This is a genomic window from Flavobacterium sp. 140616W15 (genome assembly GCF_003668995.1).
GTDB lineage: Bacteria > Bacteroidota > Bacteroidia > Flavobacteriales > Flavobacteriaceae > Flavobacterium.
The window spans coordinates 1,027,438-1,053,069 of record NZ_CP033068.1 but is presented as its reverse complement, the minus strand read 5'-3'; the positions used below and the strand labels follow the sequence as shown (position 1 = coordinate 1,053,069).

Below are 25,632 nucleotides of genomic sequence, written 5' to 3'. Positions count from 1 at the left end.
TTGAAGAATTTAGAAGAATCTTGGTGAGGTTATTCGGCTATAATTATTTAAAAATTCGAATCGCAGGAATATCTCATGTGAACCTGAATTATAATTATTCAATCTTGTCGTTTCACGGTCATAAGCATAACCTATGAATAGTCCATCAGTAACCTGAAATCCCGCCATCGCACTTAACGCCGCACTCCATCTATAGGCTAATCCTATTGTAAATTTATCATTAAACATAAAGTTTGCCGAAAGATCAACCTGCAAAGGGGCACCTTCAACCATTTTAGTAAGTACTGCAGGTTTGAATTTGATATAAGGATCTAAATCGAATACATAACCAGCTATCAGATAGTAATTGATCTTATCCTTTAAAATAGCATAATCATTATCACTGTACCTTGTCGTTTCGATGAAATTAGGTACTGATAACCCGATGTAAGCTTTATCTGAATGCCAGTACACTCCCGCTCCAATATTTGGTGAGAATTTATTCCTCAAGTCTTGAAATTGTGGGTCCCCCTTATGTTCTGGATTCAGTTTATTTATATCCAGATTGAATAAATTTGCTGTTCCTTTGATTCCAAAGGAAAGTTTGAATGTTTCGGATGTTGGTACTGTATAAGATAAATCAGCAGAGAAAGTGTTCTCATTAGTAGGCCCTATTTTATCGTTTACAAGTGAAACTCCAAGTCCAAGATTGCTATTGTTTATTGGTGTATTTAACGAGAAACTGCTCGTTTCTGGCGCTCCATCAAGTCCGACCCATTGGGTTCGATACAAACCAAAAATACTCATGGCTCCTCTTGACCCCGCATATGCTGGGTTTATATTAATGGTGTTATACATGTATTGTGTATACTGTGCGTCTTGTTGCGCAAATCCCACAGCGGAAAAAAACGTAAAAACTAAAACTAATTTTCTCATCTATTTTTCTTTTATAATGGCTTAGCTCTTTAGACTAAGCCATTTCAATTTGTTTTAACTATTATTTGGTAAGGTATAAATATCCTGCTTGCTGATAAGGATTGGAATCAGTGTCTTTATATTTTAGAATATAATAATACGTACCATCTGGTAATCCATCCGATTGCTTCACTGTTGTGCGTCCTTCAGATATCCCTCTAAAGGCACGCTCTTCGTTATTATAATTTTCGCGATCGAATACTAATATTCCCCAACGATTGTAAATCTCAACAGTATTGTCCGGATAACATTCGATGCCCTGGATGTAAAATCGTTCATTCTTAGAATCTCCATTTGCAGACATCGCATTAAAAATTGTTATTGTGCAGCCTGATAATGTTAAAATTGTTGGATTATCTCCTAGGTTGTCAGTATCATCAGAAGCATCAGTTACAATAACTCTTAAAGGATTCTCTCCAGTTACAAAAGCCTGATTGGAAACTTTTCCCGCATTGATATCACTTTGTTTTATTACATAAACACCTCTAAAAGATGTACTATCACTTTCTCCGGGAGCTAGAGATATTGGGCCACCATTTATAACAATTCCAGGAAGAGGATCCTTAATGGTAATATTTTGCAATCTTACATTTCCTGTATTTGTTACTACAAAATTATAAGAGATAGTTTCACCTGCTTCAGCATTTCCGTTTTTATTTTCATCATTAAACACGGCTGTTTTAATTAAGGCAATAGCTGATTTTTGTTTTAAAGCAGTAACTGTACATTTTGGACAGCTTAATATATACAATATATCATTTGGAGATAATGGCGATTCATCTTCAGAATCATTGTCAACATCTTTTCCATTTGGAGCTATTCCATTAACAAAAGCCAAATTATATACAGCACCCAGATCAATATCATCCTGCGTAAGTGAATACCTAGCCGTGAAAGTTTTTGAATCAAAAGCTAAAGGATCAAGTGATGAAATTGGCCCACCTAAAACTGTAACCATAGGATCCGATACTGTAATGTCTTTAATCGTAACATTTCCTGTATTTATAACTCTGAAAATATAATTAATACGATCTCCTACATTTACAACACCATCATTATTAGCATCCTCATATATTCCTTTTTTCAATAATTTCAACTCCGGTCTTTGAGGTAGTTTCGTTATTGTTGGATCGTTCTTTCCTGATAATGTCGGATCATCACTATCTGATAAATTGTCAATAATAGTTCCTTTTGATGTCTGAGAACTTACTAAAGCCTGGTTTTCTACTAATCCTGAATTAATATCTTCAAGAGTTAAAACATAAAAGCCTGCATAGTTGGTATCATTTGATTCACCAGCTTTTAAGATTACAATTGGGTTGCCTGTTATAATCGCCTTTGGATCTGTAACAATTACATTGCTCAAATCAATTCCCCCTGTGTTTGTAATCAAAAATGAATATTTAATTAACTCACCAGGCTGCGCATAGCCATCTCCATTTGTATCCGAAAAAATACCACGTTTTACCAAAGTAATTGACGGTTCTAATACTGTGACTTTAACAGTTGCACGATCACAATTTGCTACATTGAGATTTTCACAAATTTCATATACTATGGTATAAACTCCTGATGAAGTGCCTGCTGGAACACTTACTAATCCTGTAACAGGATCCAAAACCGGCACTTCTTGAGATTCTATGATTTCTGCTGGTGTGATTACAGAAATTTTTACCTCTGATAAAGTAGGTTCACTATTTCCTAATACATCATTATTTAAAACATTTAAGATATCATCTGCTCCATCCAAACCATTAATAATATCGCTAATATCATCGTTAGCAATAATATCTGTTACAGTTACTTCAATTGTTTCCGTCGCAGTAGAACAATTCATCACATTTGTTTTCTCACAAATAGTATAAGTTAATGTGTAAAAACCAGCTGGTGTCCCAGGAGCGATACTTATTTTATTGGTCTGATTATCAAACATTAAATAGCTTGATTTAGAATCTACTGTGACTATCACATCCGCAGGATTCAAAATAATTCCATTTAGTAAATCTGAATCTAAAATAGTTTGTGTACCTGTACTTCCTCCCGTATTACCAGGTAAGGAAGCAAAAGTTTCGCTAATCGCACAAATCCTGTTATTCAAAAGGAATGAGGTACTTTCAGAAACACAATTATTTAATCCGGTTCGTCTAACATAAATTTGTTTATTTCCTGGCGTTAGACTAGCAAAAACATTACTGGTTTGAAAAATAAGTCCATCTATGCTATATTCGTATCCTGATCCCAAAGAAGGGTTAGAAATTGTAATAGTCCCAAATTCAGAGTCACAAGAAATCATTTTGGTTATTTGTCCTACTGGAACAACAGGAAAGTCAACAACACTTAAAATAATCTGATCAGAAATCATTTGACATCCTGATTGTGACTGCGAAATCAAAACTCTAAAGTAACGATCTCCAGATGTGGTATAAACGGGCGTAGTATAAGATGCTGTTTCACTTCCTGAACCATCAACTACATCAGAGAAAGGTCCAGCTAAAGCTGCTGCTGTCTGCCACTGATACAATAAAACACCCGATGGAATGTTTCCCGAAGCATTTACAGACAAGGTAGAGGTTTGAGTTGTACATATAGTAGCGTCTATTGGTTGTACATTAATAGAAGGAGATTCATAAACAGCCACTTTCACAGCGTTAGAATTCAATATGTTACAATCAGTACCTGAATTACTAATCTGAAGTCTATAAAAGAAACTTTCTGCAAGAATTCCAGTTCTATAAGTTTTGGTAAGCCCTCCTGTACCATCAGTAACATTAGCCCATGAACTTCCGTCCATAGATCTTTGCCACTGATAGCTATAATTTCCAGATCCATTTGTAACACTAGATGTCATTTCAAAAGTTCCTCCTTCGCAAATATCACTGCCAATTGGCTGAAGAGTTATTACAGGATCAGGAATTACATTTGCCGTAACCGCATTCGAAATCAATGTACAATTTGTGGCAGATGAAGTAACTATACATCTGAATTGTGTCGATCCAGCTAAAGCATCTGATATAAAATTAGCAGTTGAAGCTGTAGCATTAGTTTCATCTACGAATCCAGAACCTGAATCACTTTGCCATTGATAACTAAGTGTTCCTGTTCCTGAATTTAATGAAGCTGTTACACTTATATTTACTGTTCCTCCAACACAAATAGCTGCAGGAGTTACAGGCTGTGTTGTAATTGTAGTAACAAATATTGAAGCATTGCTTGAAATTGTTGCCACTCCGCAGCTTTGAGTAGCATCTGAAACAGCTACCTGATAGTATGTATTTTGAGACAATCCCACGGTTGCATAACTCGACGAATTAGCTCCTGCTATATCAGTATAAGGACCAGCCAAAACTGCAGCACTCCTCCATTGGTAGCTATAATCTCCTGATCCACCTGTAGCAGATACACTTAATGCAGTTGTCGAACCATTACAAATAGTAGCATCAACCGGTTGAGTTGTAATTACAATAGCTGGCAATACTGTTACAGTAGCTGTTGCTGAAGTAATAGTATTACAACCATTGCCACTGGAAGCAACTTCAACTTTATAATAAGTTGTCTGTGTTAAAGCTGTCGTTGTATAAGTAGCCAAAGTGGCTCCTGCAATTGAAGTAAATGTGCTATTATCAGTACTGCTTAACCATTGATAAGTTAAACCTGGTGTACCGTTTGAAGCCGTTACCGATAAGTCATGAGTAGTTCCTGGACAAATAGTTGCTCCTGTTGGCTGTACTGTTATACTTGGATCTGCAACTACAGTTGCGGTAACCGAATTAGAAGTTAAAGTACAACTGGTGGCAGATGAAGTAACTATACATCTGAATTGTGTCGATCCAGCTAAAGCATCTGATATAAAATTAGCAGTTGAAGCTGTAGCATTAGTTTCATCTACGAATCCAGAACCTGAATCACTTTGCCATTGATAACTAAGCGTTCCTGTTCCTGAATTTAATGAAGCTGTTACACTTATATTTACTCTTCCTCCAACACAAATAGCTGCAGGAGTTACAGGCTGTGTTGTAATTGTAGTAACAAATATTGAAGCATTGCTTGAAATTGTTGCCACTCCGCAGCTTTGAGTAGCATCTGAAACAGCTACCTGATAGTATGTATTTTGAGACAATCCCACGGTTGTATAACTCGACGAATTAGCTCCTGCTATATCAGTATAAGGACCAGCCAAAACTGCAGCACTCCTCCATTGGTAGTTATAATCTCCTGATCCACCTGTAGCAGATACACTTAATGCAGTTGTCGAACCATTACAAATAGTAGCATCAACCGGTTGGGTTGCAATTACAATAGCTGGCAATACTGTTACAGTAGCTGTTGCAGAAGTAATGGTATTACAGCCATTTCCACTGGCAGCAACTTCAACTTTATAATAAGTGGTCTGAGTTAAAGCATTCGTTGTATAAGTAGCCAAAGTGGCTCCTGCAATTGAAGTAAATGTGCTATTATCAGTACTGCTTAACCATTGATAAGTTAAACCTGGTGTACCGTTTGAAGCCGTTACCAATAAGTCATGAGTAGTTCCTGGACAAATAGTTGCTCCTATTGGCTGTACTGTTATACTTGGATCTGCAACTACAGTTGCGGTAACCGAATTAGAAGTTAAAGTACAACTGGTGGCAGATGAAGTAACTATACATCTGAATTGTGTCGATCCAGCTAAAGCATCTGATATAAAATTAGCAGTTGAAGCTGTAGCATTAGTTTCATCTACGAATCCAGAACCTGAATCACTTTGCCATTGATAACTAAGAGTTCCTGCACCTGTATTTAATGAAGCCGTTACACTTATATTTACTGTTCCCCCAACACAAATAGCTGCAGGAGTTACAGGCTGTGTTGTAATTGTAGTAACAAATACTGATGCATTACTTGAAATTGTTGCTACTCCGCAGCTTTGAGTAGCATCTGAAACAGCTACCTGATAGTATGTATTTTGAGACAATCCCACGGTTGTATAACTCGACGAATTAGCTCCTGCTATATCAGTATAAGGACCAGCCAAAACTGTAGCACTCCTCCATTGGTAGTTATAATCTCCTGATCCACCTGTAGCAGATACACTTAATGCAGTTGTCGAACCATTACAAATAGTAGCATCAACCGGTTGGGTTGCAATTACAATAGCTGGCAATACTGTTACAGTAGCTGTTGCAGAAGTAATGGTATTACAGCCATTTCCACTGGCAGCAACTTCAACTTTATAATAAGTGGTCTGAGTTAAAGCATTCGTTGTATAAGTAGCCAAAGTGGCTCCTGCAATTGAAGTAAATGTGCTATTATCAGTACTGCTTAACCATTGATAAGTTAAACCTGGTGTACCGTTTGAAGCCGTTACCAATAAGTCATGAGTAGTTCCTGGACAAATAGTTGCTCCTGTTGGCTGTACTGTTATACTTGGATCTGCAACTACAGTTGCGGTAACCGAATTAGAAGTTAAAGTACAACTGGTGGCAGATGAAGTAACTATACATCTGAATTGTGTCGATCCAGCTAAAGCATCTGATATAAAATTAGCAGTTGAAGCTGTAGCATTAGTTTCATCTACGAATCCAGAACCTGAATCACTTTGCCATTGATAACTAAGAGTTCCTGCACCTGTATTTAATGAAGCCGTTACACTTATATTTACTGTTCCCCCAACACAAATAGCTGCAGGAGTTACAGGCTGTGTTGTAATTGTAGTAACAAATACTGATGCATTACTTGAAATTGTTGCTACTCCGCAGCTTTGAGTAGCATCTGAAACAGCTACCTGATAGTATGTATTTTGAGACAATCCCACGGTTGTATAACTCGACGAATTAGCTCCTGCTATATCAGTATAAGGACCAGCCAAAACTGCAGCACTCCTCCATTGGTAGTTATAATCTCCTGATCCACCTGTAGCAGATACACTTAATGCAGTTGTCGAACCATTGCAAATAGTAGCATCAACCGGTTGGGTTGCAATTACAATAGCTGGCAATACTGTTACAGTAGCTGTTGCTGAAGTAATAGTATTACAACCATTGCCACTGGAAGCAACTTCAACTTTATAATAAGTAGTCTGAGTTAAAGCTGTCGTTGTATAAGTAGCAGAAGTGGCTCCTGCAATTGAAGTAAATGTGCTATTATCAGTACTGCTTAACCATTGATAAGTTAAACCTGGTGTACCGTTTGAAGCCGTTACCGATAAGTCATGAGTAGTTCCTGGACAAATAGTTGCTCCTGTTGGCTGTACTGTTATACTTGGATCTGCAACTACAGTTGCGGTAACCGAATTAGAAGTTAAAGTACAACTGGTGGCAGATGAAGTAACTACACATCTGAATTGTGTCGATCCAGCTAAAGCATCTGATATAAAATTAGCAGTTGAAGCTGTAGCATTAGTTTCATCTACGAATCCAGAACCTGAATCACTTTGCCATTGATAACTAAGTGTTCCTGCACCTGTATTTAATGAAGCCGTTACACTCATATTTACTGTACCTCCAACGCAAATAGCTGCAGGAGTTACAGGCTGTGTTGTAATTGTAGTAACAAATACTCTCGCTGAATTTGAAAAAGTTTCACAGCCACTTGTTGATTGAAATATTCTAACTCTGTAATATAAATTTGACATTAATGCCCCAGTTGTATAACTAGCTGTATTTGATCCCGTTCCTCCTGAAACATTAGCCCATGAAGTCCCATTAACAGAACTTTGCCACTGATAACTAAGTGTTCCTACTGACAAATCTGTGGTTGTTGCAGCGACGCTCATCGTATGTGTTGCACCTGAACAAATTGTATTTCCAACAGGTTGGGTATTAATTAGTGGATCTGGTATTACCAAAACTTCAACGCTATTTGAAGTAACTAAACCACAGCCATTTCCACTAGCACCAACATCAACTCTGTAATAAGTAGTTTGTGTTAAAACAGGCGTCGTATATGTAGCAGAAGTAGCTCCTACAATTAGTGTAAATGCGTTATTATCTGTGCTTGTGAACCATTGATAGTTTAAACCTGGCGTACCACCAGTTGCAGTTACAGACAATAAGCGTGTCCCACCTGTACAAATTACTGCACCTGTTGGCTGTACTGTAATATTTGGATCTACAACTACATTTGCCGTAACCACATTCGAAGTCAAAGTACAATTTGTGGTTGAAGAAGTAACTACACATCTGAATTGTGTCGATCTGGCTAAAGCATCTGATATAAAATTAGCCGTTGTAGCAGTAGCATTGGTTTCATTTACAAATCCAGAACCTGAATCACTTTGCCATTGATAACTAAGTGTTCCTGCACCTGTATTTAATGAAGCCGTTACACTCATATTTACTGTACCTCCAACGCAAATAGCTGCAGGAGTTACAGGCTGTGTTGTAATTGTAGTAACAAATACTCTCGCTGAATTTGAAAAAGTTTCACAGCCACTTGTTGATTGAAATATTCTAACTCTGTAATATAAATTTGATATTAATGCCCCAGTTGTATAACTAGCTGTATTTGATCCCGTTCCTCCTGAAACATTAGCCCATGAAGTCCCATTAACAGAACTTTGCCACTGATAACTAAGTGTTCCTGCTGACAAATCTGTGGTTGTTGCAGCAACGCTCATCGTATGTGTTGCACCTGAACAAATTGTATTTCCAACAGGTTGGGTATTAATTAGTGGATCTGGTATTACCAAAACTTCAACGCTATTTGAAGTAACTAAACCACAGCCATTTCCACTAGCACCAACATCAACTCTGTAATAAGTAGTTTGTGTTAAAACAGGCGTCGTATATGTAGCAGAAGTAGCTCCTACAATTAGTGTAAATGCGTTATTATCTGTGCTTGTGAACCATTGATAGTTTAAACCTGGCGTACCACCAGTTGCAGTTACAGACAATAAGCGTGTCCCACCTGTACAAATCACTGCACCTGTTGGCTGTACTGTAATATTTGGATCTACAACTACATTTGCCGTAACCATATTCGAAGTCAAAGTACAATTTGTGGTTGAAGAAGTAACGATACATCTGAATTGTGTAGACGCAAGTAGAGCGTCAGATATAAAATTAGTCGTTGTAGCAGTAGCATTGGTTTCATTTACAAATCCAGAACCTGAATCACTTTGCCATTGATAAGTAAGCGATCCGCTACCTCCGTTTAGTGAAGCCGTTACGCTCATACTTACTGTACCTCCAACGCAAATAGCTGCAGGTGCAGTTGGCTGAGCTGTTATGGTTGTTACAAATACTCTCGCTGAATCTGAAAAAATTTCACAGCCGCTTGCTGATTGAAATATTCTAACTCTGTAATATAAATTTGATGTTAATACCCTAGTTGTATAACTAGCTGTATTTGCTCCGATTCCTCCTGAAACATTAGCCCATGAAGTCCCATTAACAGAACTTTGCCATTGATAACTAAGTGTTCCTGCTGATGGATTTGTAGTTATTGCAGCAACGCTCATCGTATGTGTTGCACCTGAACAAATTGTATTTCCAACAGGTTGAAGGGTAACTACAGGATCTGAAATAATCGTTAATTTGGCGGTATTACTTGTAACTTGAGTACATGAATTAGAAACATTTACTCTGTAAAAATATTCACCAATAGGTAAACTGCTACCAGTTGTATAGGACGAATTTGATTGACCAGGGAGATCAGACCATCCTGAAATTCCATTTGCTGAAACCTGCCATTGATAACTATAAGGCGTTAGACTTCCCGAAGGAGTTGTATTTAGAACCAAAGTTCCTCCCTGACAAATAATACTTTCTGAAACTAAATCAGAAATTGTTAAATCCAATGGTTTATTAATATTTACTTCATCTGAATATGGCGTACATGAACCACTTATGATGGTCCATTTTAATCGAGTTATACCAGTAGAAATATTGCTTACCGTCGTATTATAGTCATTTGGATTTGCTATGACAGCAGTATTCCCCGCATTTATTACAAAAGACCACGAACCTGTTCCTGTTGAAGGACTATTTCCATTTAATACTGCCGTTGAAGCATTACAAATTGTTTGATCCAGTCCTGCAACTGCTAAGCTAGGCAGTTCATCTATTGTTACAGCAACAGTACTTGAACTTGAAGCACAAGTTCCGTTTGATATTGTCCATTCAAAAACATAAATGCCAGATTCTGTACCTAGCACAGACGTTGATGGTGAAGTCGCATCTTTAAAAACTGCTTGTGTCGGTCCTGAAAACTGTGTCCATAATCCTGTACCAACAGTTGGTACATTTGCATTTAAATTTAAGGCTTCAAACTGACATACTGAAAATGGTGTTCCTGCATTAGAAGCTGATGGCAAAGAATTTACTATTAATGTCATGTCATCGAAAAAAGTACAACTAAGATTTCTCGATGTCCAGCGCAATATATAAGTTCCCGCGACATCAGGCGTAAAGGTCGAAGAAGGACTTGCAGTATTTGAAAAAGAACCTGTTTGTCCACTGATTATAGACCATTCGCCAGTTCCTACTGTAATAATATTTGCAGCCAATAAGGCTGTATCTGCTATACAAATTGTTTGATCCGGACCTGCAATAGGCGTCGTTAAATCAGCCGTTACTGTGATGGTAACATTATTTGTTTTAGAAGCACAGATAGGTCCATTACTAACTGTCCAGCTAAATACATAAACACCGCCCGTTTGAGTTAAATTAGAAACTGTCGTATTTGGTGAAATTTGAGAGCTAAAAATTGCTGTTGTTGGTCCTGAAACCTGAGCCCATTTTCCTGTTCCCGATAAAGGAGGTGTTGCAGTCAGTTCTGTAGTCGAACCACAAATTGCATTGTTTGCTTCCGGAATAGCTGGCGAAGGTTCTGCCCAATATTCTACACGAACCTGATCTGAACTGCTGCAGGTTCCTGCACTCACTGTCCAGTTAAAAACATAAACTCCAAAACCCGGATTCATGTAAACAGCATTAGGATTTGTATCATCAGAAAATGATCCGCCTGAAGGACCTGCCAACACAGTCCATTTTCCGATTGTACCTGTTTGTGGTGCATCTGCTGCAAGCTGAATTTGTTGCACTGTCAGATCAGCACTACAAATTGACTGATCTACTCCTGCGTTGGGAGGAATTGTTACATCACCACTGATCTTTACACTTACATCATCAAAAGATTCTGGACATAATCCCTGAGCAGCAATTGTATATCTAAAAACATAAGTACCTATAGATAATGTAGTAACTGATGCGCTGTTACTACCCGTTTGAGTTACTACTGGCGGAGTACTTCCTCCTGAAACATAATTCCATGTTCCGATACTTCCGTTGTTTCCTACTAACGGTAGTGAGCCTTGCAAACAAGTAGAATAATCTGAACCTGCATCGGCTACTTCAGTTACTTTTATTTTTACCTGAGCTTTATTTGAAGGGCAACTAAAACCATTTGAAGTTTTCCATTGTAAGATATATTCACCCGATATTAGTCCCGATAAATTTGAGGTTGCTGATTTTAAATCAGAAAAAACAGGTGAATTAGGCCCGCTTATTAAAGACCATATTCCAGTTCCAACAGCAGGAGCTGTCGCCGCTAATGTTATAGTTGTCTGATTACATATTGTCTGATCCGGTCCTGCAACAGCCGGCGAAGGAGCTTCATCAACATTAAATTTTACTAAATCAGATGAAGCTGTACAAGCACCCCTGGAAATAGTCCATTTATAAACCCATGAGCCTGAAGTAAAACCAGTTATTGTAGTAGTAGGACTTGATGGATTGATAATAACCGGACCATCACCTCCACTTACAAATTCCCATAAACCAGTTTCTCCTGGTGCCGGAGTATTACCAGTTACTGTTACACTTGTACCACATACATTTTGATCATTACCTGCCTGAGCTACTGTAATGGCCGGAGCAATTGTTATTGCAACTGTATCTTCCGTTGTTTTACAACCAGCGTTACTTACAGTCCATTTAAACTCATAGTCACCATTGTTTAAACCTGTAACCGTAGTATTGTATAAACTTGGGTTTGTTATCACAGCAGCAGGACCAGAAATTTTTGTCCAAAGGCCAGTACCTGAAGAAGGATTATCTGCTGACAGGCTGGTAGATATCGTTCCAACTTCAAGACATTGATCTAATCCAGCATTGGCATTTGATCCCTGAGTATTATTTGTAACAATATCTACAGTATCTGAAGAACTACCACATCCGTTTGCAATTGTCCATGTAAAAGTGTAGGTTGTACCTTGTGCTAAACCAGTTGCAATAGCATTTGGATCGTTTAGATTACTAATATTTACCTCAGCATCTGGAGATACAGTCCATATTCCTGTTTCAGTACTGATTGTAGGATTTCCCTGTAACTGAACTGGAGTTCCATAACATGTTGATTGATTATTTCCAGCATTTGCGGTAGTTGGTAAATCGCTTGCTACAACAACATCAACAGTACTTTGCGTAATATCACAATCTGCACCACCAGAAATAGTCCATCTAAATTTATAACGACCATTTACTAATGATGAAACTATTGTTTCAGCATCATTAGCATCTGCAAAAACAACTGTTGAGGGCCCAGAAACCTGAGACCATTTACCTTTACCAACGCTTGGTATATTTCCCGCCAGACTGGTAGTGGTTAAATTACAAGCAAGATTTTGTAATGTTCCCGCATTTGAACCAAGGGTAGGTTGTGATATTACTATTGCAATATCATCAGTAACTGTTACACACTGACTACCTGAATTCGGAACCTTTACAATTCTTACTACATAAGTTCCTGCTATCTCTAAATTACTAACGGTAAGACTGTTTGTACTAAGATCTATAGAAGGCGTTGGATAAATTGGATATGCAGGATTTGAAGGTCCGTCAATTATACTCCAACTCATTTTTCCGCTGCCCGTTGTAGTAATAGGTATTATAGCAGTAGAAATATTACAGGCTAAACGTTGATCTACTCCGCCAGATAAAGATATGCCTTGTTCTAAATTAACTTTATATATACCTGTTTGCACACAGCTAGTTGTATTATTAGTCAAAGTATAAGCAAAAGTATACAGTCCAAAGGATGACATACCAGAAATTGGTGTTGAAGATGCCGTTGGGTTTCCAATCACTGCTGACGGCCCGCCAATTTGGCTCCATTGTACTGTTTCATTAACATACAAGGGAACTGTTCCCTGCAAAACTATAGAGGTTCTTCCGTCACAGAAGTATAAATCTTCATTCTTTAAATTAGTAACATCTGCAGTGGGAGGCGGAACAGTAATAGTTATTTCGTCAGCACCATTTGCACATTTTCCAGCAACAGTCCATCGAAGTACATAAGTTCCTTCACTTAAACCGTTGACTGTTGTTTTATTATTATTTGCATTTTCAAAAGAAGGTATATTTGGTCCGGAAACTACTGTCCAGGTTCCCTGCTGTTGTCCCGGGCTATTTCCTCCAAAACTGCCATTTAGATTTGCGCTTTGAGTAGCAGAGTAACAGTTTGAAAGGTTTATATCTGATCCGGCAGTAACTGGCTGTATACCTCCTAATGTAGAAATTATGACATCATCAAAAGTCGCACAATCCCCGGATGAATTTGTAATCGTCCATCTTAGAGTTGTCGAACCTGTACTATTTCCTGACACAGTAATTGAACTATTATTAGATCCAGGATTAATAATGTTGATTCCTGCCCCGTTACCTCCTACTATACCCCATATACCCGTTTCACCAGATTTCAAAGTATTTCCTGCCAAGTTGTATGTGCCCTGACAATACGTTTTATCTTCCCCAGCATTTGCAACTGTTATGGGTAAAATTCTGACAGAAACATCATCAAAAACAGTATATCCATCTGCACACTTTGCAGATAACCTGAAACGATATGTATTTCCGGGTACACCACCTCTTACAATAGTCTGTAATGCATTAGGATCTACAATTTGAACAGCAGAACCACCAATTTGTGTCCACTTTGGAGGAGACAAATAAGTTCCTACACTTGCATTAGCAGTCCCAACCAGCATAAAATCACCTATCGGTAAGTTATTATTATTACCAGGACATACATCAGTATCCACATTTGCATTTACAGTACAGTTTTGTGAAAACGACAAATTAGGCAAAAACAAAAAGAATACTAAAACAAATTTTAAAATTCTAAAATTTAAAAAAGAGTAAAATAGTTTCATAAGCAAGCGGCATTAAATTAAAAAAAAGGTTTATTTATAAATATGAGAGAACACTACTTTTAGATTTGAATTATTTATTATTTGTAATCATTTTAAACCCCCTATCAACAAGATAAAAGTCACTCATTATCAATGACATAATAAGAGTTTAATTTTTTTTTACAAAAAAAGTTTCATCTATACGACAGGATTAAAAATTACTATTCTGAATATTATTAAAATTGTAGAAATTAAGTACTAAAACCCCTAATCACTTCATAAAAAAGACTACATAAATCTCTAGGAAAAAAGTAATTTTTGCTACATGAATAGATTACATAATTATTAATTAATTTGAAATTAAATAGTATATAGCTTTCAACAGATTTAAAAAACACTTCTTAAAATTGGATAGAGAATAAGATAGTATTTTAAAATAAATTCTATTATTATTATTTTTTAACAAATACTATAGCTATCGATGAATAAAATTTATCTAAAGTGAATTTTATTTTTGCATTATTTTAAAAGCAAAAAAATTAGCGAAGATGTAGGTTGGTAAAATTTGTCTGGAGGCTTTCGCAAATCAAAGCGAAAGTAGAATAAATCTTTTTTTTAACTTTCTTTTTAAAAGCTCATTTTGCCTGTTTTTATCATTTCGGGCAAATAAAAAGACAAAACAAAAGCTTAAAAAAGCAAAAAAATCATCAAAAAAAGAATATTCAAAATATAAACAGATCCATATCAAAAACACAAATTTTCAATGCTTTAACGATAAAATGCGGGAATTAAGAAATAATGAATATCAAATTTGAACAAGATACTTTTCTTTAAAAAATAGAAGCAAATCTATATTCATATTATATTATAGATTTCATCTGCCCTGAATGATAAAAACAGGCAAAATGAGAATAAAAAAAAACTTTTATAGTACTAAGGAAGCAGATTTTTTTATATAATATGAAGGTGTTTGTCCCATTACTTTCTTAAAGGCAACAGTAAAAGTATTTCTATTATTAAAGCCACTTTTTGCAGCTATTGATTCAAGTGTTTGATTCTTATGATCATTTTCCTTTAGTAATTTCAGACAATACTCAATTCTGTAAGAATTAATGAAATCATTAAAATTCACCTTTTCACATTCATTAATTACTGCAGAAATATATTGCATAGGAATCGAGAGCTCTTCTGACAATTGCCGCAGTGTACATTGTGCATCTAAATAGGAACTATTATGATCAATATGCATTTTTATCTGCAATGCAATTTCTTTCATTTTTGAATGAGATAAATATTTAGGGGTTGTGGACTGTTCTTTATTCTGATCTAAAATCAGGGGGATTAAATTACTTGATTTTTTAGCCAAAGCGTAATTTTCATCCGCTAATACAATTCCTTTGATTCCGAATAAAATTCTGGGAAATAAGAAAAGGGTAATAGCAAATAGTGCCGTAGGACCACCCGTAAATAAAAACACAATTAATTTATCGTAGGATTCGCTTAACTCCAGGAGGTTTAATAAAGGAAAAAACAAAAAAATCTGCGACGAAACAAATATAGAAAACCACATAAGGCATATGCGATTTTCTTTTTTAAAATCTGAATTTTTAACTCTGTAAAGTCCAATTATAAAATTAAACTGAGCGATCCAATATGCAAATGCCAAAACGTACTTAAAAACAATATAAAATCCCGCACAAAAAAACCGACTTTCATAAAAAAACAAAACTTTCTTATTTAACTGTAAAGAATGCATAATACCAATTTTTTCAGCTCCTGTGAGCGAAAAGAAAGGCCAATAGTCCACTATATATATCAAGACGGGAATGATATATATAAAATCTCCTTTTGTTAAACCTTTATTTTTAGTAGCTGATCGCACATAAAGATAGGAAGCAGGCATACATAATAGATGGGCTATTAAACTAGTTCGGTAAACATGTGGTACATATTTTATAAGTCCTGTGTCAACTAAAAATAAAATGAAGAAAGGATAAGATAACAAAATAAAAAATATAGCAAGCAATATGTTATAACTCTTTGTTTTTAAAGAATAACCAATTAAAAGAACTGAAACTAGTATACATATAAGAATTACTATCGCTATGGAGGCAGAAAAGATAGAAATCATTTAATTTGTTTTGGGAATTTATAAGGGGCTTAAATCTCGGAGGTAGGCAAAAATAAAAAAAAAAAAATACTTACATACTATATTACCTTTTAAAGTTTTTTTCTATCAATACTTATCATATTCTTCATTTCAACAAACACTTATTAGTAAATAGATAATTAAACTAAAAAAAAAAATCTTGAATTGCTTTTGATTCCAATCAATTAAAAGTAAAATAATCACGAACAACAATTTAAACTGGAATTAATTCAAAATAACGTTGATCAATTAAATTCAATAATTCTGCTTAACGTATCCGGAACTACTAGCCAAACTATACTGGAAGCATATTCTCTAACTAATCATTTTTTTTACAATATTTTCAGCCAACAATAAAATAAAAAAAATAAGATGGCAATGCGTATTTATACGGTTTTTACATATTCTATTTTACTCTAATTTTAGTTCAATGATCATAATGTAAAATTTTCAATGGCAAATAAATTATATGGAAGGAATACGGTTCTGTCGCATCTGCGAGAATCAAATATAAGAATTTAAGTAATTTAAAAATTAGCTCACCAGTTTACAGAATGATTTAAACATAGATAATCCTGGCCTAACCATCTGATTCTTTCTTAGCATATGTACAACTTCAATTCCGCTCAATGTTCGTTTGGCCGATTCAAAACTTTTAAAACCTAGTCCATTTTGGATACGCCATTTTATAAAACGATGGTCCTGCTCTACAATATTGTTGAGATATTTACACTGCCGGATTTTAATCTTTGAGAACGAACGTTTGTTATAGACTTTGATCGCGGCAGTATTAGAACCGCTTTTATCGATGTTTATTACTCTTGGACTACAGTTGTTACTAATTGCTTTAATTAGAAATGACTGGGCACTCATCCTCTGCCTTCTCTTAGTTAATAAGAAATCAACTGTATTACCAGACCTATCTACTGCTCTATATAAATAACACCAAATACCTTTTACTTTGATATAAGTCTCATCTAATCTCCAACTCGTCCCCACTCTGCCTTTTCTCTTCTTCATCTCTGCCTCAAGTGAAGGTGCAAACTTATATACCCAACGCTGAATCGTTGCATGATCCACAATCACCCCCCTAATCTTCATTATTTCCTCAACGTCACGATAGCTAAGTGTAAATCTTAATTTAAAATACACTGCCTGAAGGATTACATATTTTGGATAACAATGACCTTTAGTATTCATTTTTTATTAGTTTTGAAAAACCAAAGATAAAACTTAGTCATAGATGCGACAGAACCCGAATTTTAATCTTTGAGAAAGAACGCCTGTTATAAACTTTAATTGCTGCGGTATTAGAACCGCTTTTATCAATATTTATTACTCTTGGCCGGTAGTTATTAATAATTGCTTTAATTAGAAAAGACTGAGCGCTCATTCTTTGTCTTTTTCTGGTCAGAAGGAAGTCAACCGTATTGCCTGATTTATCTACTGCCCTATATAAATAACACCAAATTCCTTTTACTTTAATATACGTCTCATCCATTCTCCAACTCTTCCCCACTCTGGCTTTTCTATTCTTCATCTCTGCCTCAATGAAAGGCATAAACTTATAAACCCAGCGTTGGATCGTGGCATGATCAACAATCACACCCCTAATTTTCATTATTTCTTCAACGTCACGATAGCTAAGTGTAAATCTTAATTTAAAATACACTGCCTGCAGGATTACGTATTTTGGACAACAATGACCTTTGGTATTCATTTTTTATTAGTTTTGAAAAACCAAAGATAAAACTTAATCATAGATGCGACAGAACCTAAAATGACGATAGATAAAACAATAAAAAATATAATTATCAGGGAATGGCACGATGCCTTCCCTGAGTTAAGAATTTATTCGCAGAATAAATTATACAAAATAGCAGGATGTTTACTTTTTGGTATAGAGTTAATAAAGCTTCCGCGAACTGAAGAATATAGACCTCACTTTGTTCTTTATCCATTATGGAAAAAAAACGTCAAAGAGTGTTTAGATTTCCCTATTGTTCTTCATGAATTTTATGATAAAAAGAAATTTCAGTTTGATATACCATACGAAAAGCATAATCAATATTTTGAAGAGGTATCCCAAATTATAAAAAAACAATATCATTTTTTACTAATTGATAATATTTCAACTGAAACAATAATTTCCTTAATAGAGAATTACTCCCAAACTAAGCGATTTAGTGTTGCCCCTAATTCATTTTTTCAAGCCGATTTTCTTGAAACAAAATTAAAAATAGCATTGTTTACTAATGTTTCCAGAGCACAAGAAATCCTAGACAATATCAAAAAAAGAGATTGGGACGCAAAACACTTTCAGGCTTGTGGTGTAGAGATAACACCGTGGATTACTGATTTACAAAATGAAATTGATAAGAAAGATTCATTCTTAAAACAAATAGAAACTAATATACAAGATAAAAAACTAGCAAAATTAAAAGCATCGAAACTAATTTAGATAATTAAATCCCCTAGAGCAATGCGAGTAGGAAAGAATCAACTTCAAACTTATTCGAATGAATTAAAGAAGATGTCACAATTTCAAGGCGTTAATTGGGAAATGATTTTAGATACTTATTAATGATAGTAAAGAGTTTAAAGATTTATTTGATAGTAAAGCTAATGGTTTTTCCAAAGCTTTTGGAGGTTGGTATAAGCAAAGTACTGAGTGTATTTCTATACTTGAATTACAAAAATCAAATTTTGGAGATAATCTACCTGTAGTAAGCCAATCTCTTCAAATCGTCCATAAAAAAATTTATAGAAATCTGTCCAGTTGAGGTCACTATAAAAAGTAAAATCCTGAAAAATTTAGATTTTTCAGGGTTTTTCTTGCTCAAATTCATTTACAGATAACCTATCGCTTTGTATTAAATGCTTTTTGATGATCTACTAGAGTGATATAAGTATTCCTGCTGGCTGTTATCCCTCTATTTATTTCGATTATGATTATACTTCAATACTTCTGATTCGATTTCCTGTATTGTTTTCTTTTTCCCTTTAGAAATCCATTCTAAAAGCTCTTCTTCAAAAAATACAGCTTTTTACCATATTTATAGCACGGAATTTTTCTCTGCCTTACAAGAGCGTAAATTGTAGACTTTGCTTTTCCTATGAGGCGGCTTGCTTCTTCGACACCAATAGGAATATTTTTTTCTTTAGATTCATATACCTGCACATTCTGAATCATATATTTAATCTCTGCAATTTCTTTCACTAAGTGCGCTACTGCTTTGGGCAGGTTCTCAAAAGAGATTTCGTTTGTGTCCATAGCTATCGTTTTAAACAGTTATGGTGCAAATAAAAAAAGTGTTTTTGCCGTGTCCTTCTTCACAGCAAAAACACTTGACAAACACAGTGTTTTATACTTATTGCTATTTAAAGATCTGTAAAATCTTCCATAATCTTTATAAGACCTTTCTGTTCATCATCTTTGAGATGCGTTTTAATGCTGTTCTGCTCAACATCTTTTAAAGCGTCAGCAAAAGTCAGTTTTAAAAATTGCGCGGCTCTGTCCTGTCTGCTGACTTTAAAGCAATTCCAGATATTCCAGCCAAAATGATACAAATCGAGATTAGACAAATCTTTTACTTTTACTGGTTTAATCTTTTCATAATTTAAGCCTTCAGCATATATGATTATATTCCTACCCAATTGTTTCAAATCATCATCCGACGCGTAAAGCGCAAACTCCTGCTGTGCATAACAGATGGCATTATCAATTCTGGCCTGTTTTTGATTTCTGACTGCATTTTCCCTCTCCTCCCTTAACTGCTGAATATCGATGACTGCATTATTATTTTCAGGAATTTCGGGCTTAATTAAAACATCCTGCTGCTGCTCTTCTATTTTTTCAAGGTCCTCGGTTGGAATCTGGCTTTCAGGCGATTCATTTTTTTTTACCTTCAAAAAACGATTCACCAATCTCTCAGCCAAATCGTTTAGAAATAAACTTAGAATTGCAAACATTAAAATTCCAAATCCAGTGCTGATCCAGAAAAATACGCCAGCTGTATATTCATCAGCACCTTTTTCCAGCAACACCAGTCTTCCGATTATGCCAACAAAAACGCAGACTAAAAAAACAGACAGGTAAACTGTGATATATTCAAAGTATTTAATTTTCATTGCGCTTATTTCTTTAAAGATTCCAATTGTATTGCCTGCGAGGCTCTGTTTTTCTTCTCATCTATTACTTTGGCATAGATTTCAGTAGTTTTTACATTGGTATGCCCCAGCATTTTACTGACCGTATAAATGTCTGTCCCGCTCGACAGTTGCAGTGTTGCAAATGTATGGCGGAAGCAGTGGAAGGTAATATTTTTTTTAATGCCTGCCAATTCAATCCATTTTTTCAGAGGGCGTGAAATCCACGACGGGTCCGGCAGATCCTCAAAGACAAGCTGCTCGGGAAGTCTCGGTTCTCCGCAGAGATCTAAAGCCTGCTCGGAAATAGGCATGTATTCGACACCCTTTGTCTTTTTCTGCGTGAAATGCAGTTTGGCCCTGCCGTCTTCCAGACTTATCTCTTTCCAGCGGAGCTTCTGAATGTCGGAATGCCTCAGACCTGTAAGGGCCGAGAAAAGCGCGGCTCTTTTAAGGACATCTTTTTCGCAGGGCGTTTGGGCCAATGCATTCAATTCATCAATGGTAAGATATTCGCGTCTTGATTCCTGCTCAGGTATGCCTCTTATCTTTGAAGATAAATCAACGATTAAATATCCATCAATAAAAGCCTGTTTCAAAGCGGCTTTAAATATGGAAAAATAAGTTCCCGCAGTGTTGCGGGAAATGATTCCTTTTTTGCCTCCTCCGAGCGGTGCAGCCAGCAGAAACAGTTTAAAATCTTCCGCCATTCTGCTGTCAATCTCGGAAAACATCAGACTGCCCGCTGAATAGCTTTTTAAAAACTCTCTGGTTCGCTGCCAATTGATCTGAATAGATTTTGAACTTCGGGCGTGTCTTTTAGACGCCGTAGCAGCAATGTATTTAATAAAATCTTCTTTCCCTTTTTCTTTCTGCTGAGCCAATAGGTTCTCAGCATCACTGTACAGATCTGTATTATCGTATTCTTTCTGCCTGATTTTACGCACTGCGTCAGCATAGAGCATGATTTCACGGTCGCTATCGCTTCTGCACATTATAATTCCGTTATCGCTGCGTTTGGGTTTGTAGGATTTTATACCCTCTGCATCTGTGCGGGCAGTTCTTTTCTTGTCCCACTCCACTGTTGTTATGGATCTGTTTAAATATTCACGGATTCTCTGGGGCGCTTTCTTTCCGAAAACCTCAACAGGATAGCTTTCTATGTAGACATACCATTCCTTTCGGTCTTCTGCTTTTCGAAGACGCACAGTTACCTTGGTTTTTGCTAATTCTTTCATATAAAATCATTTCCGTTATACAAATTATCAATTTCCGTTTTGGGGGCATATACATTCTTTCCGATCTGTCTGGTTGGGATTGAATATTTCCTGATATGATTGTAGACAGAACCTTCAGATATTTGAAATCTCTCAGCTATTTCGCCAATGGAATAGCAGTCTTCTTTTTCAAGGCTGTATAATTTTTTCTTAAGCACGGTTTCAGCTTGCGGCATGCTACGGACAGGGCCAAAAATCTCTTCCATAACTTTACGGTCTATCCTTACAAGGCGGGTTCCTAAATTAACTGAAGGAATTTTTCCCTGGCTCACAAGCCGGTAAAGGGTTCTTTTGGCAACACCAAAAAGAATGCCAGCTTCCGTAACAGAAATAAAGACCCTGTCCTTGGGTATTTTATCTGCCAGTGCTTTGAGCTCCGCTTCCTTTTTAACTTGCAGTATCTTCTGCTTGTATGCTTTTTTACTGCATTTAGCTGAGCAGTAGACAGAAGTAACGCTTTTGGGCAGAAATCCGTCCCCGCACATAAGACATTGTTTATCTAATCTATTCATCTCTCTTATCTCCTGATTAAGTTATCATTAGCTTAAATAAGTGCCACTTTATCGCCTTTTACGTGCCGGTACAAATGTGGTACAAATATATGATAAAAAACGATTAAAAAACAGCAGAATCTAAAGAGGGACAAAAAGAAAAAGCGCTGTAAACATTACGTTTACAGCGCTTTAACACTTATTATTAACTGATATTAATCAGTAATTATTTGACTTCTTCGAATTCAACATCTTCAACATTGTCTCCTTGAGCTTGCTCTTGTTGTGGAGCCGCTTGTTGACCTTGTTCTCCTTGAGCGTACATTGCTTCTGTAGCTGTTTTCCAAGCTGCATTAATGTTGTCAAGAGCAGTTTGAATAGCTGGAATGTCTTGAGATTGGTGAGCCATTCTCAATTCAGTTAAAGCGTACTCAACAGCAACTTTATGATCGTCAGCTAATTTGCTTCCTAACTCTTTTAATTGAGTTTCAGTTTGGAAAATCATGCTGTCAGCTTCGTTTAATTTCTCAGCTCTTTCTTTTGCTATTTTATCAGCATCAGCATTAGCTTCTGCATCTTTTTTCATTTTTTCGATTTCTTCAGCTGTTAATCCAGAAGAAGCTTCGATACGGATATCGTGAGATTTTCCTGTTCCTTTATCAGTTGCAGAAACTTTAATGATACCATTTGCATCAATATCAAAAGTAACCTCAATTTGAGGAACTCCTCTTGGTGCTGGTGGAATACCATCTAAATGGAAACGACCGATAGTTTTGTTATCAGCGGCCATAGCTCTTTCACCTTGCAATACGTGAATTTCAACAGATGGTTGAGAATCAGCAGCAGTTGAGAAAACTTGTGATTTTTTAGTTGGAATTGTAGTATTAGCTTCAATTAATTTAGTTAATACACCACCCATAGTTTCGATACCTAAAGATAAAGGTGTAACGTCAAGTAACAATACATCTTTTACATCTCCAGATAATACACCACCTTGAATAGCTGCTCCAATTGCAACAACCTCATCAGGGTTAACTCCTTTAGATGCTTTTTTACCGAAGAATTTTTCAACTTCCTCAGCAATTCTTGGCATACGAGTAGAACCTCCAACAAGAATAACTTCGTCAATATCAGATGTAGTTAAACCAGCATCTTTTAATGCTTTAGCAACAGGCTCCATAGAACGTTTTACTAAAGAATCAGTTAATTTTTCGAATTGAGCTCTAGACAATTTTTTCACTAAGTGTTTTGGTCCAGAAGCCGTAGCTGTAACGTATGGTAAGTTGATTTCAGTTTCTGAAGAAGAAGACAATTCAATTTTTGCTTTCTCAGCAGCTTCTTTCAAACGTTGTAATGACATTGGGTCAAGACGTAAGTCGATACCTTCTTCAGCTTTGAATTCGTCAGCTAACCAGTCAATAATTTCGTGGTCAAAGTCATCTCCACCTAAGTGAGTATCACCGTTTGTAGACAATACTTCGAAAACTCCATCTCCTAATTCAAGAACAGAAATATCAAATGTACCTCCACCTAAATCGTAAACAGCAATTTTTTGATCAGTTCCTTTTTTGTCTAATCCGTAAGCAAGTGCAGCTGCAGTTGGCTCATTGATTATACGCATAACTTTAAGACCAGCAATCTCTCCAGCTTCTTTTGTAGCTTGACGTTGTGCATCATTAAAGTAAGCAGGAACAGTAATAACTGCTTCAGTTACTGTTTGACCTAAATAGTCTTCAGCAGTTTTTTTCATTTTTTGAAGAGTCATTGCTGACAATTCTTGAGCAGTATATAAACGACCATCAATATCCACACGTGGAGTATTGTTGTCACCTTTTACTACTTTGTATGATACTCTTTTTGCTTCATTTGTAGTTTCAGCAAAAGTGTGTCCCATAAAACGTTTAATAGAAGCAATTGTTTTTGTAGGATTCGTTACTGCTTGTCTTTTTGCAGGATCTCCTACTTTAATTTCTCCACCTTCAACAAAAGCGATGATAGATGGTGTAGTTCTTTTTCCTTCTGCGTTAGGAATAACAACTGCTTCGTTACCTTCCATTACAGAAACACAAGAGTTCGTAGTCCCTAAATCAATTCCGATTATTTTACCCATTTTTTTATATATTTAATTTTGATGTATACTTATTTTAACAACTCATGGTGCTTAAGTCAATCTTTGTGCCAATATAAAAAACCTATATAAATTGTCAGTTTTACAGGCTCGCATACCAAATACAATATGACAATATGACATTTTCACACCCTGACATCTGCGTCATAACACAATCTGTGATGTCATTATTAAGGAGCTATACTTCCATTCCTATGGCCTTCATGACAACGTTAGGAATCTTGTATTAATTCATATATTTTAATTAATTTAGACAAAGCGTTTAAATTTGTAATCAACTACCTTAGCAAGAAAATAATAAATGGTAAAGCTTAACTATAAAAATTATCAAATTGAAATCTTTAACGACAGCAATTACACAATAAACTCAATTGATAATTTAAAAGTTTATGATACCGTTTTCTTTCAAGAAAAGAAAGATAAAGATAAGCTTTATTCTACAAGTAAATGCGGAATTATTGTTAAGAAATCTGATACTAAAATTGCTAGTGCTATTATTTGTGAAAGTGGTAGTGCAACTGCAATAACCGAAAAATCATTTATAATCGAAGATGACAGGATCTGGATTTGCGTTTGTAATAAAGTGTATTGTCTCGAAATACCAAGCCTAAATTTAGTATGGAGAAAAGAAATAGATTTCATTACTAATTTCTCCATACATAAAATCCAAGATGATTTTATTATCCATGGAGAACTCGATATTAAGAGAATAACCAAAGATGGAGAAACAATATGGAGTTTTGGAGGAAGAAATATTTGGGTAAACCAAGAAGGTAGAACCGAATTTAATATAGAAAATAATCAAATTCATTTATTTGACTTTGAATCTAATGAATACATTTTAGACTTTAACGGAGAAACTATTTTAGACAATCCAAAACCAAGTACAGAAAAAAACTGGATGGATGTTCTTAAAATAGCACAAGAAATCAAGAAAAATAAACCATCATAATAATTATAAAAGCATAGAATTGTTAACCGAAGAAGACATAATGATTAATAAGTTTGCTCAAGAAAAAATTAATCTTGAGCAAATTTTGGATTGGTTTGATATTTTTGAAACTCAAATTCAAAGAAAAATTATTAGATTGACAAGCCAATGCTTAATACAATCACGTCCTAACGAAGAAACATTCAATAAGGCAATTCAATTAATCCCTTTAAAACCAACAGTAACAGCTATTGTATTTTTAAAAACTTATAAGAACCTAAAGGTTGCTTTGGATAAGATTGAATTGCTTCCTGATTATGAAATAAAAAAAACTTTTATTACATTAATTTCGGTATTTAAAATATCGGACACCGAAAGAAGAAATACATATTGTCAAGGTAATTGCTATCATGATTGGCATAATTTAGACAACCTCTAAAATTTT

14 protein-coding genes are annotated in these 25,632 nt (G+C 35.6%); 4 read left to right on the top strand and 10 right to left on the bottom strand.

Annotated elements, in window-relative coordinates; genetic code table 11:
- Positions 1-9 precede the first annotated feature (9 nt).
- The 5 genes from EAG11_RS04570 to EAG11_RS04550 all read right to left on the bottom strand — a co-directional run bounded on the left by EAG11_RS04570 (position 10) and on the right by EAG11_RS04550 (position 17,931).
- Positions 10-915: a type IX secretion system membrane protein PorP/SprF gene (locus tag EAG11_RS04570; protein ID WP_129538109.1), complete on the bottom strand. Its 906-nt coding sequence runs from the start codon at positions 913-915 to the stop codon at positions 10-12.
- 61 nt (positions 916-976) lie between these two features.
- The gene (locus tag EAG11_RS04565) at positions 977-14,083 is read right to left on the bottom strand and encodes a gliding motility-associated C-terminal domain-containing protein (RefSeq protein ID WP_129538108.1); all 13,107 of its coding nucleotides are present in this window, start codon (positions 14,081-14,083) and stop codon (positions 977-979) included.
- 904 nt (positions 14,084-14,987) lie between these two features.
- Complete coding sequence (locus tag EAG11_RS04560) at positions 14,988-16,193, bottom strand: AraC family transcriptional regulator (protein WP_129538107.1); 1,206 nt, start codon at positions 16,191-16,193, stop codon at positions 14,988-14,990.
- Between the two features lie 552 nt (positions 16,194-16,745).
- Positions 16,746-17,411, bottom strand: a complete 666-nt coding sequence (locus EAG11_RS04555) for an IS6 family transposase (RefSeq protein ID WP_129538106.1) — start codon at positions 17,409-17,411, stop codon at positions 16,746-16,748.
- Between the two features lie 37 nt (positions 17,412-17,448).
- A complete protein-coding gene (locus EAG11_RS04550) occupies positions 17,449-17,931 on the bottom strand; it encodes an IS6 family transposase (RefSeq protein ID WP_129538105.1) in 483 nt (160 codons plus the stop codon).
- 60 nt (positions 17,932-17,991) lie between these two features.
- Between EAG11_RS04550 and EAG11_RS04545 the strand changes: the two genes are divergently transcribed.
- Positions 17,992-18,672, top strand: a complete 681-nt coding sequence (locus EAG11_RS04545) for a hypothetical protein (RefSeq protein WP_129538104.1) — start codon at positions 17,992-17,994, stop codon at positions 18,670-18,672.
- 112 nt (positions 18,673-18,784) lie between these two features.
- The gene (locus tag EAG11_RS22735; RefSeq protein ID WP_371414658.1) at positions 18,785-18,994 is read left to right on the top strand and encodes a DUF4304 domain-containing protein; all 210 of its coding nucleotides are present in this window, start codon (positions 18,785-18,787) and stop codon (positions 18,992-18,994) included.
- A 233-nt stretch (positions 18,995-19,227) separates the two neighbouring features.
- Here the strand turns inward: EAG11_RS22735 and EAG11_RS04535 are convergent, their stop codons facing one another.
- The 5 genes from EAG11_RS04535 to dnaK all read right to left on the bottom strand — a co-directional run bounded on the left by EAG11_RS04535 (position 19,228) and on the right by dnaK (position 24,238).
- Positions 19,228-19,485 carry a helix-turn-helix domain-containing protein gene (locus EAG11_RS04535; protein ID WP_371414622.1) on the bottom strand — a complete coding sequence of 86 codons (258 nt, stop codon included), beginning with the start codon at positions 19,483-19,485 and terminating at the stop codon, positions 19,228-19,230.
- 107 nt (positions 19,486-19,592) lie between these two features.
- A complete protein-coding gene (locus EAG11_RS04530; RefSeq protein WP_129538102.1) occupies positions 19,593-20,342 on the bottom strand; it encodes a hypothetical protein in 750 nt (249 codons plus the stop codon).
- 5 nt (positions 20,343-20,347) lie between these two features.
- Positions 20,348-21,598, bottom strand: a complete 1,251-nt coding sequence (locus EAG11_RS04525; RefSeq protein WP_129538101.1) for a site-specific integrase — start codon at positions 21,596-21,598, stop codon at positions 20,348-20,350.
- Complete coding sequence (locus EAG11_RS04520) at positions 21,595-22,149, bottom strand: helix-turn-helix domain-containing protein (RefSeq protein ID WP_129538100.1); 555 nt, start codon at positions 22,147-22,149, stop codon at positions 21,595-21,597. Before EAG11_RS04520 ends, EAG11_RS04525 begins: the two co-directional genes overlap by 4 nt.
- 205 nt (positions 22,150-22,354) lie before the next feature.
- Positions 22,355-24,238, bottom strand: a complete 1,884-nt coding sequence (gene dnaK, locus EAG11_RS04515; RefSeq protein ID WP_129538099.1) for a molecular chaperone DnaK — start codon at positions 24,236-24,238, stop codon at positions 22,355-22,357.
- 319 nt (positions 24,239-24,557) lie between these two features.
- On the opposite strand from dnaK, the gene EAG11_RS04510 reads away from it, so the two are divergent.
- The gene (locus tag EAG11_RS04510) at positions 24,558-25,208 is read left to right on the top strand and encodes a hypothetical protein (RefSeq protein ID WP_129538098.1); all 651 of its coding nucleotides are present in this window, start codon (positions 24,558-24,560) and stop codon (positions 25,206-25,208) included.
- Between the two features lie 19 nt (positions 25,209-25,227).
- A complete protein-coding gene (locus EAG11_RS04505; RefSeq protein WP_129538097.1) occupies positions 25,228-25,626 on the top strand; it encodes a DUF5958 family protein in 399 nt (132 codons plus the stop codon).
- Positions 25,627-25,632 lie beyond the last annotated feature (6 nt).

Coding starts and splice junctions, on each gene's coding strand:
- EAG11_RS04545 (WP_129538104.1), top strand. CDS start 17,992: ATGACGATAGATAAAACAATAAAAAATATAATTATCAGGGAATGGCAC.
- EAG11_RS04555 (WP_129538106.1), bottom strand. CDS start 17,411: ATGAATACTAAAGGTCATTGTTATCCAAAATATGTAATCCTTCAGGCA.
- EAG11_RS04535 (WP_371414622.1), bottom strand. CDS start 19,485: ATGGACACAAACGAAATCTCTTTTGAGAACCTGCCCAAAGCAGTAGCG.
- EAG11_RS04520 (WP_129538100.1), bottom strand. CDS start 22,149: ATGAATAGATTAGATAAACAATGTCTTATGTGCGGGGACGGATTTCTG.
- EAG11_RS04530 (WP_129538102.1), bottom strand. CDS start 20,342: ATGAAAATTAAATACTTTGAATATATCACAGTTTACCTGTCTGTTTTT.
- EAG11_RS04560 (WP_129538107.1), bottom strand. CDS start 16,193: ATGATTTCTATCTTTTCTGCCTCCATAGCGATAGTAATTCTTATATGT.
- EAG11_RS04570 (WP_129538109.1), bottom strand. CDS start 915: ATGAGAAAATTAGTTTTAGTTTTTACGTTTTTTTCCGCTGTGGGATTT.
- EAG11_RS04565 (WP_129538108.1), bottom strand. CDS start 14,083: ATGAAACTATTTTACTCTTTTTTAAATTTTAGAATTTTAAAATTTGTT.
- EAG11_RS04510 (WP_129538098.1), top strand. CDS start 24,558: ATGGTAAAGCTTAACTATAAAAATTATCAAATTGAAATCTTTAACGAC.
- EAG11_RS04525 (WP_129538101.1), bottom strand. CDS start 21,598: ATGAAAGAATTAGCAAAAACCAAGGTAACTGTGCGTCTTCGAAAAGCA.
- dnaK (WP_129538099.1), bottom strand. CDS start 24,238: ATGGGTAAAATAATCGGAATTGATTTAGGGACTACGAACTCTTGTGTT.
- EAG11_RS04550 (WP_129538105.1), bottom strand. CDS start 17,931: ATGAATACCAAAGGTCATTGTTGTCCAAAATACGTAATCCTGCAGGCA.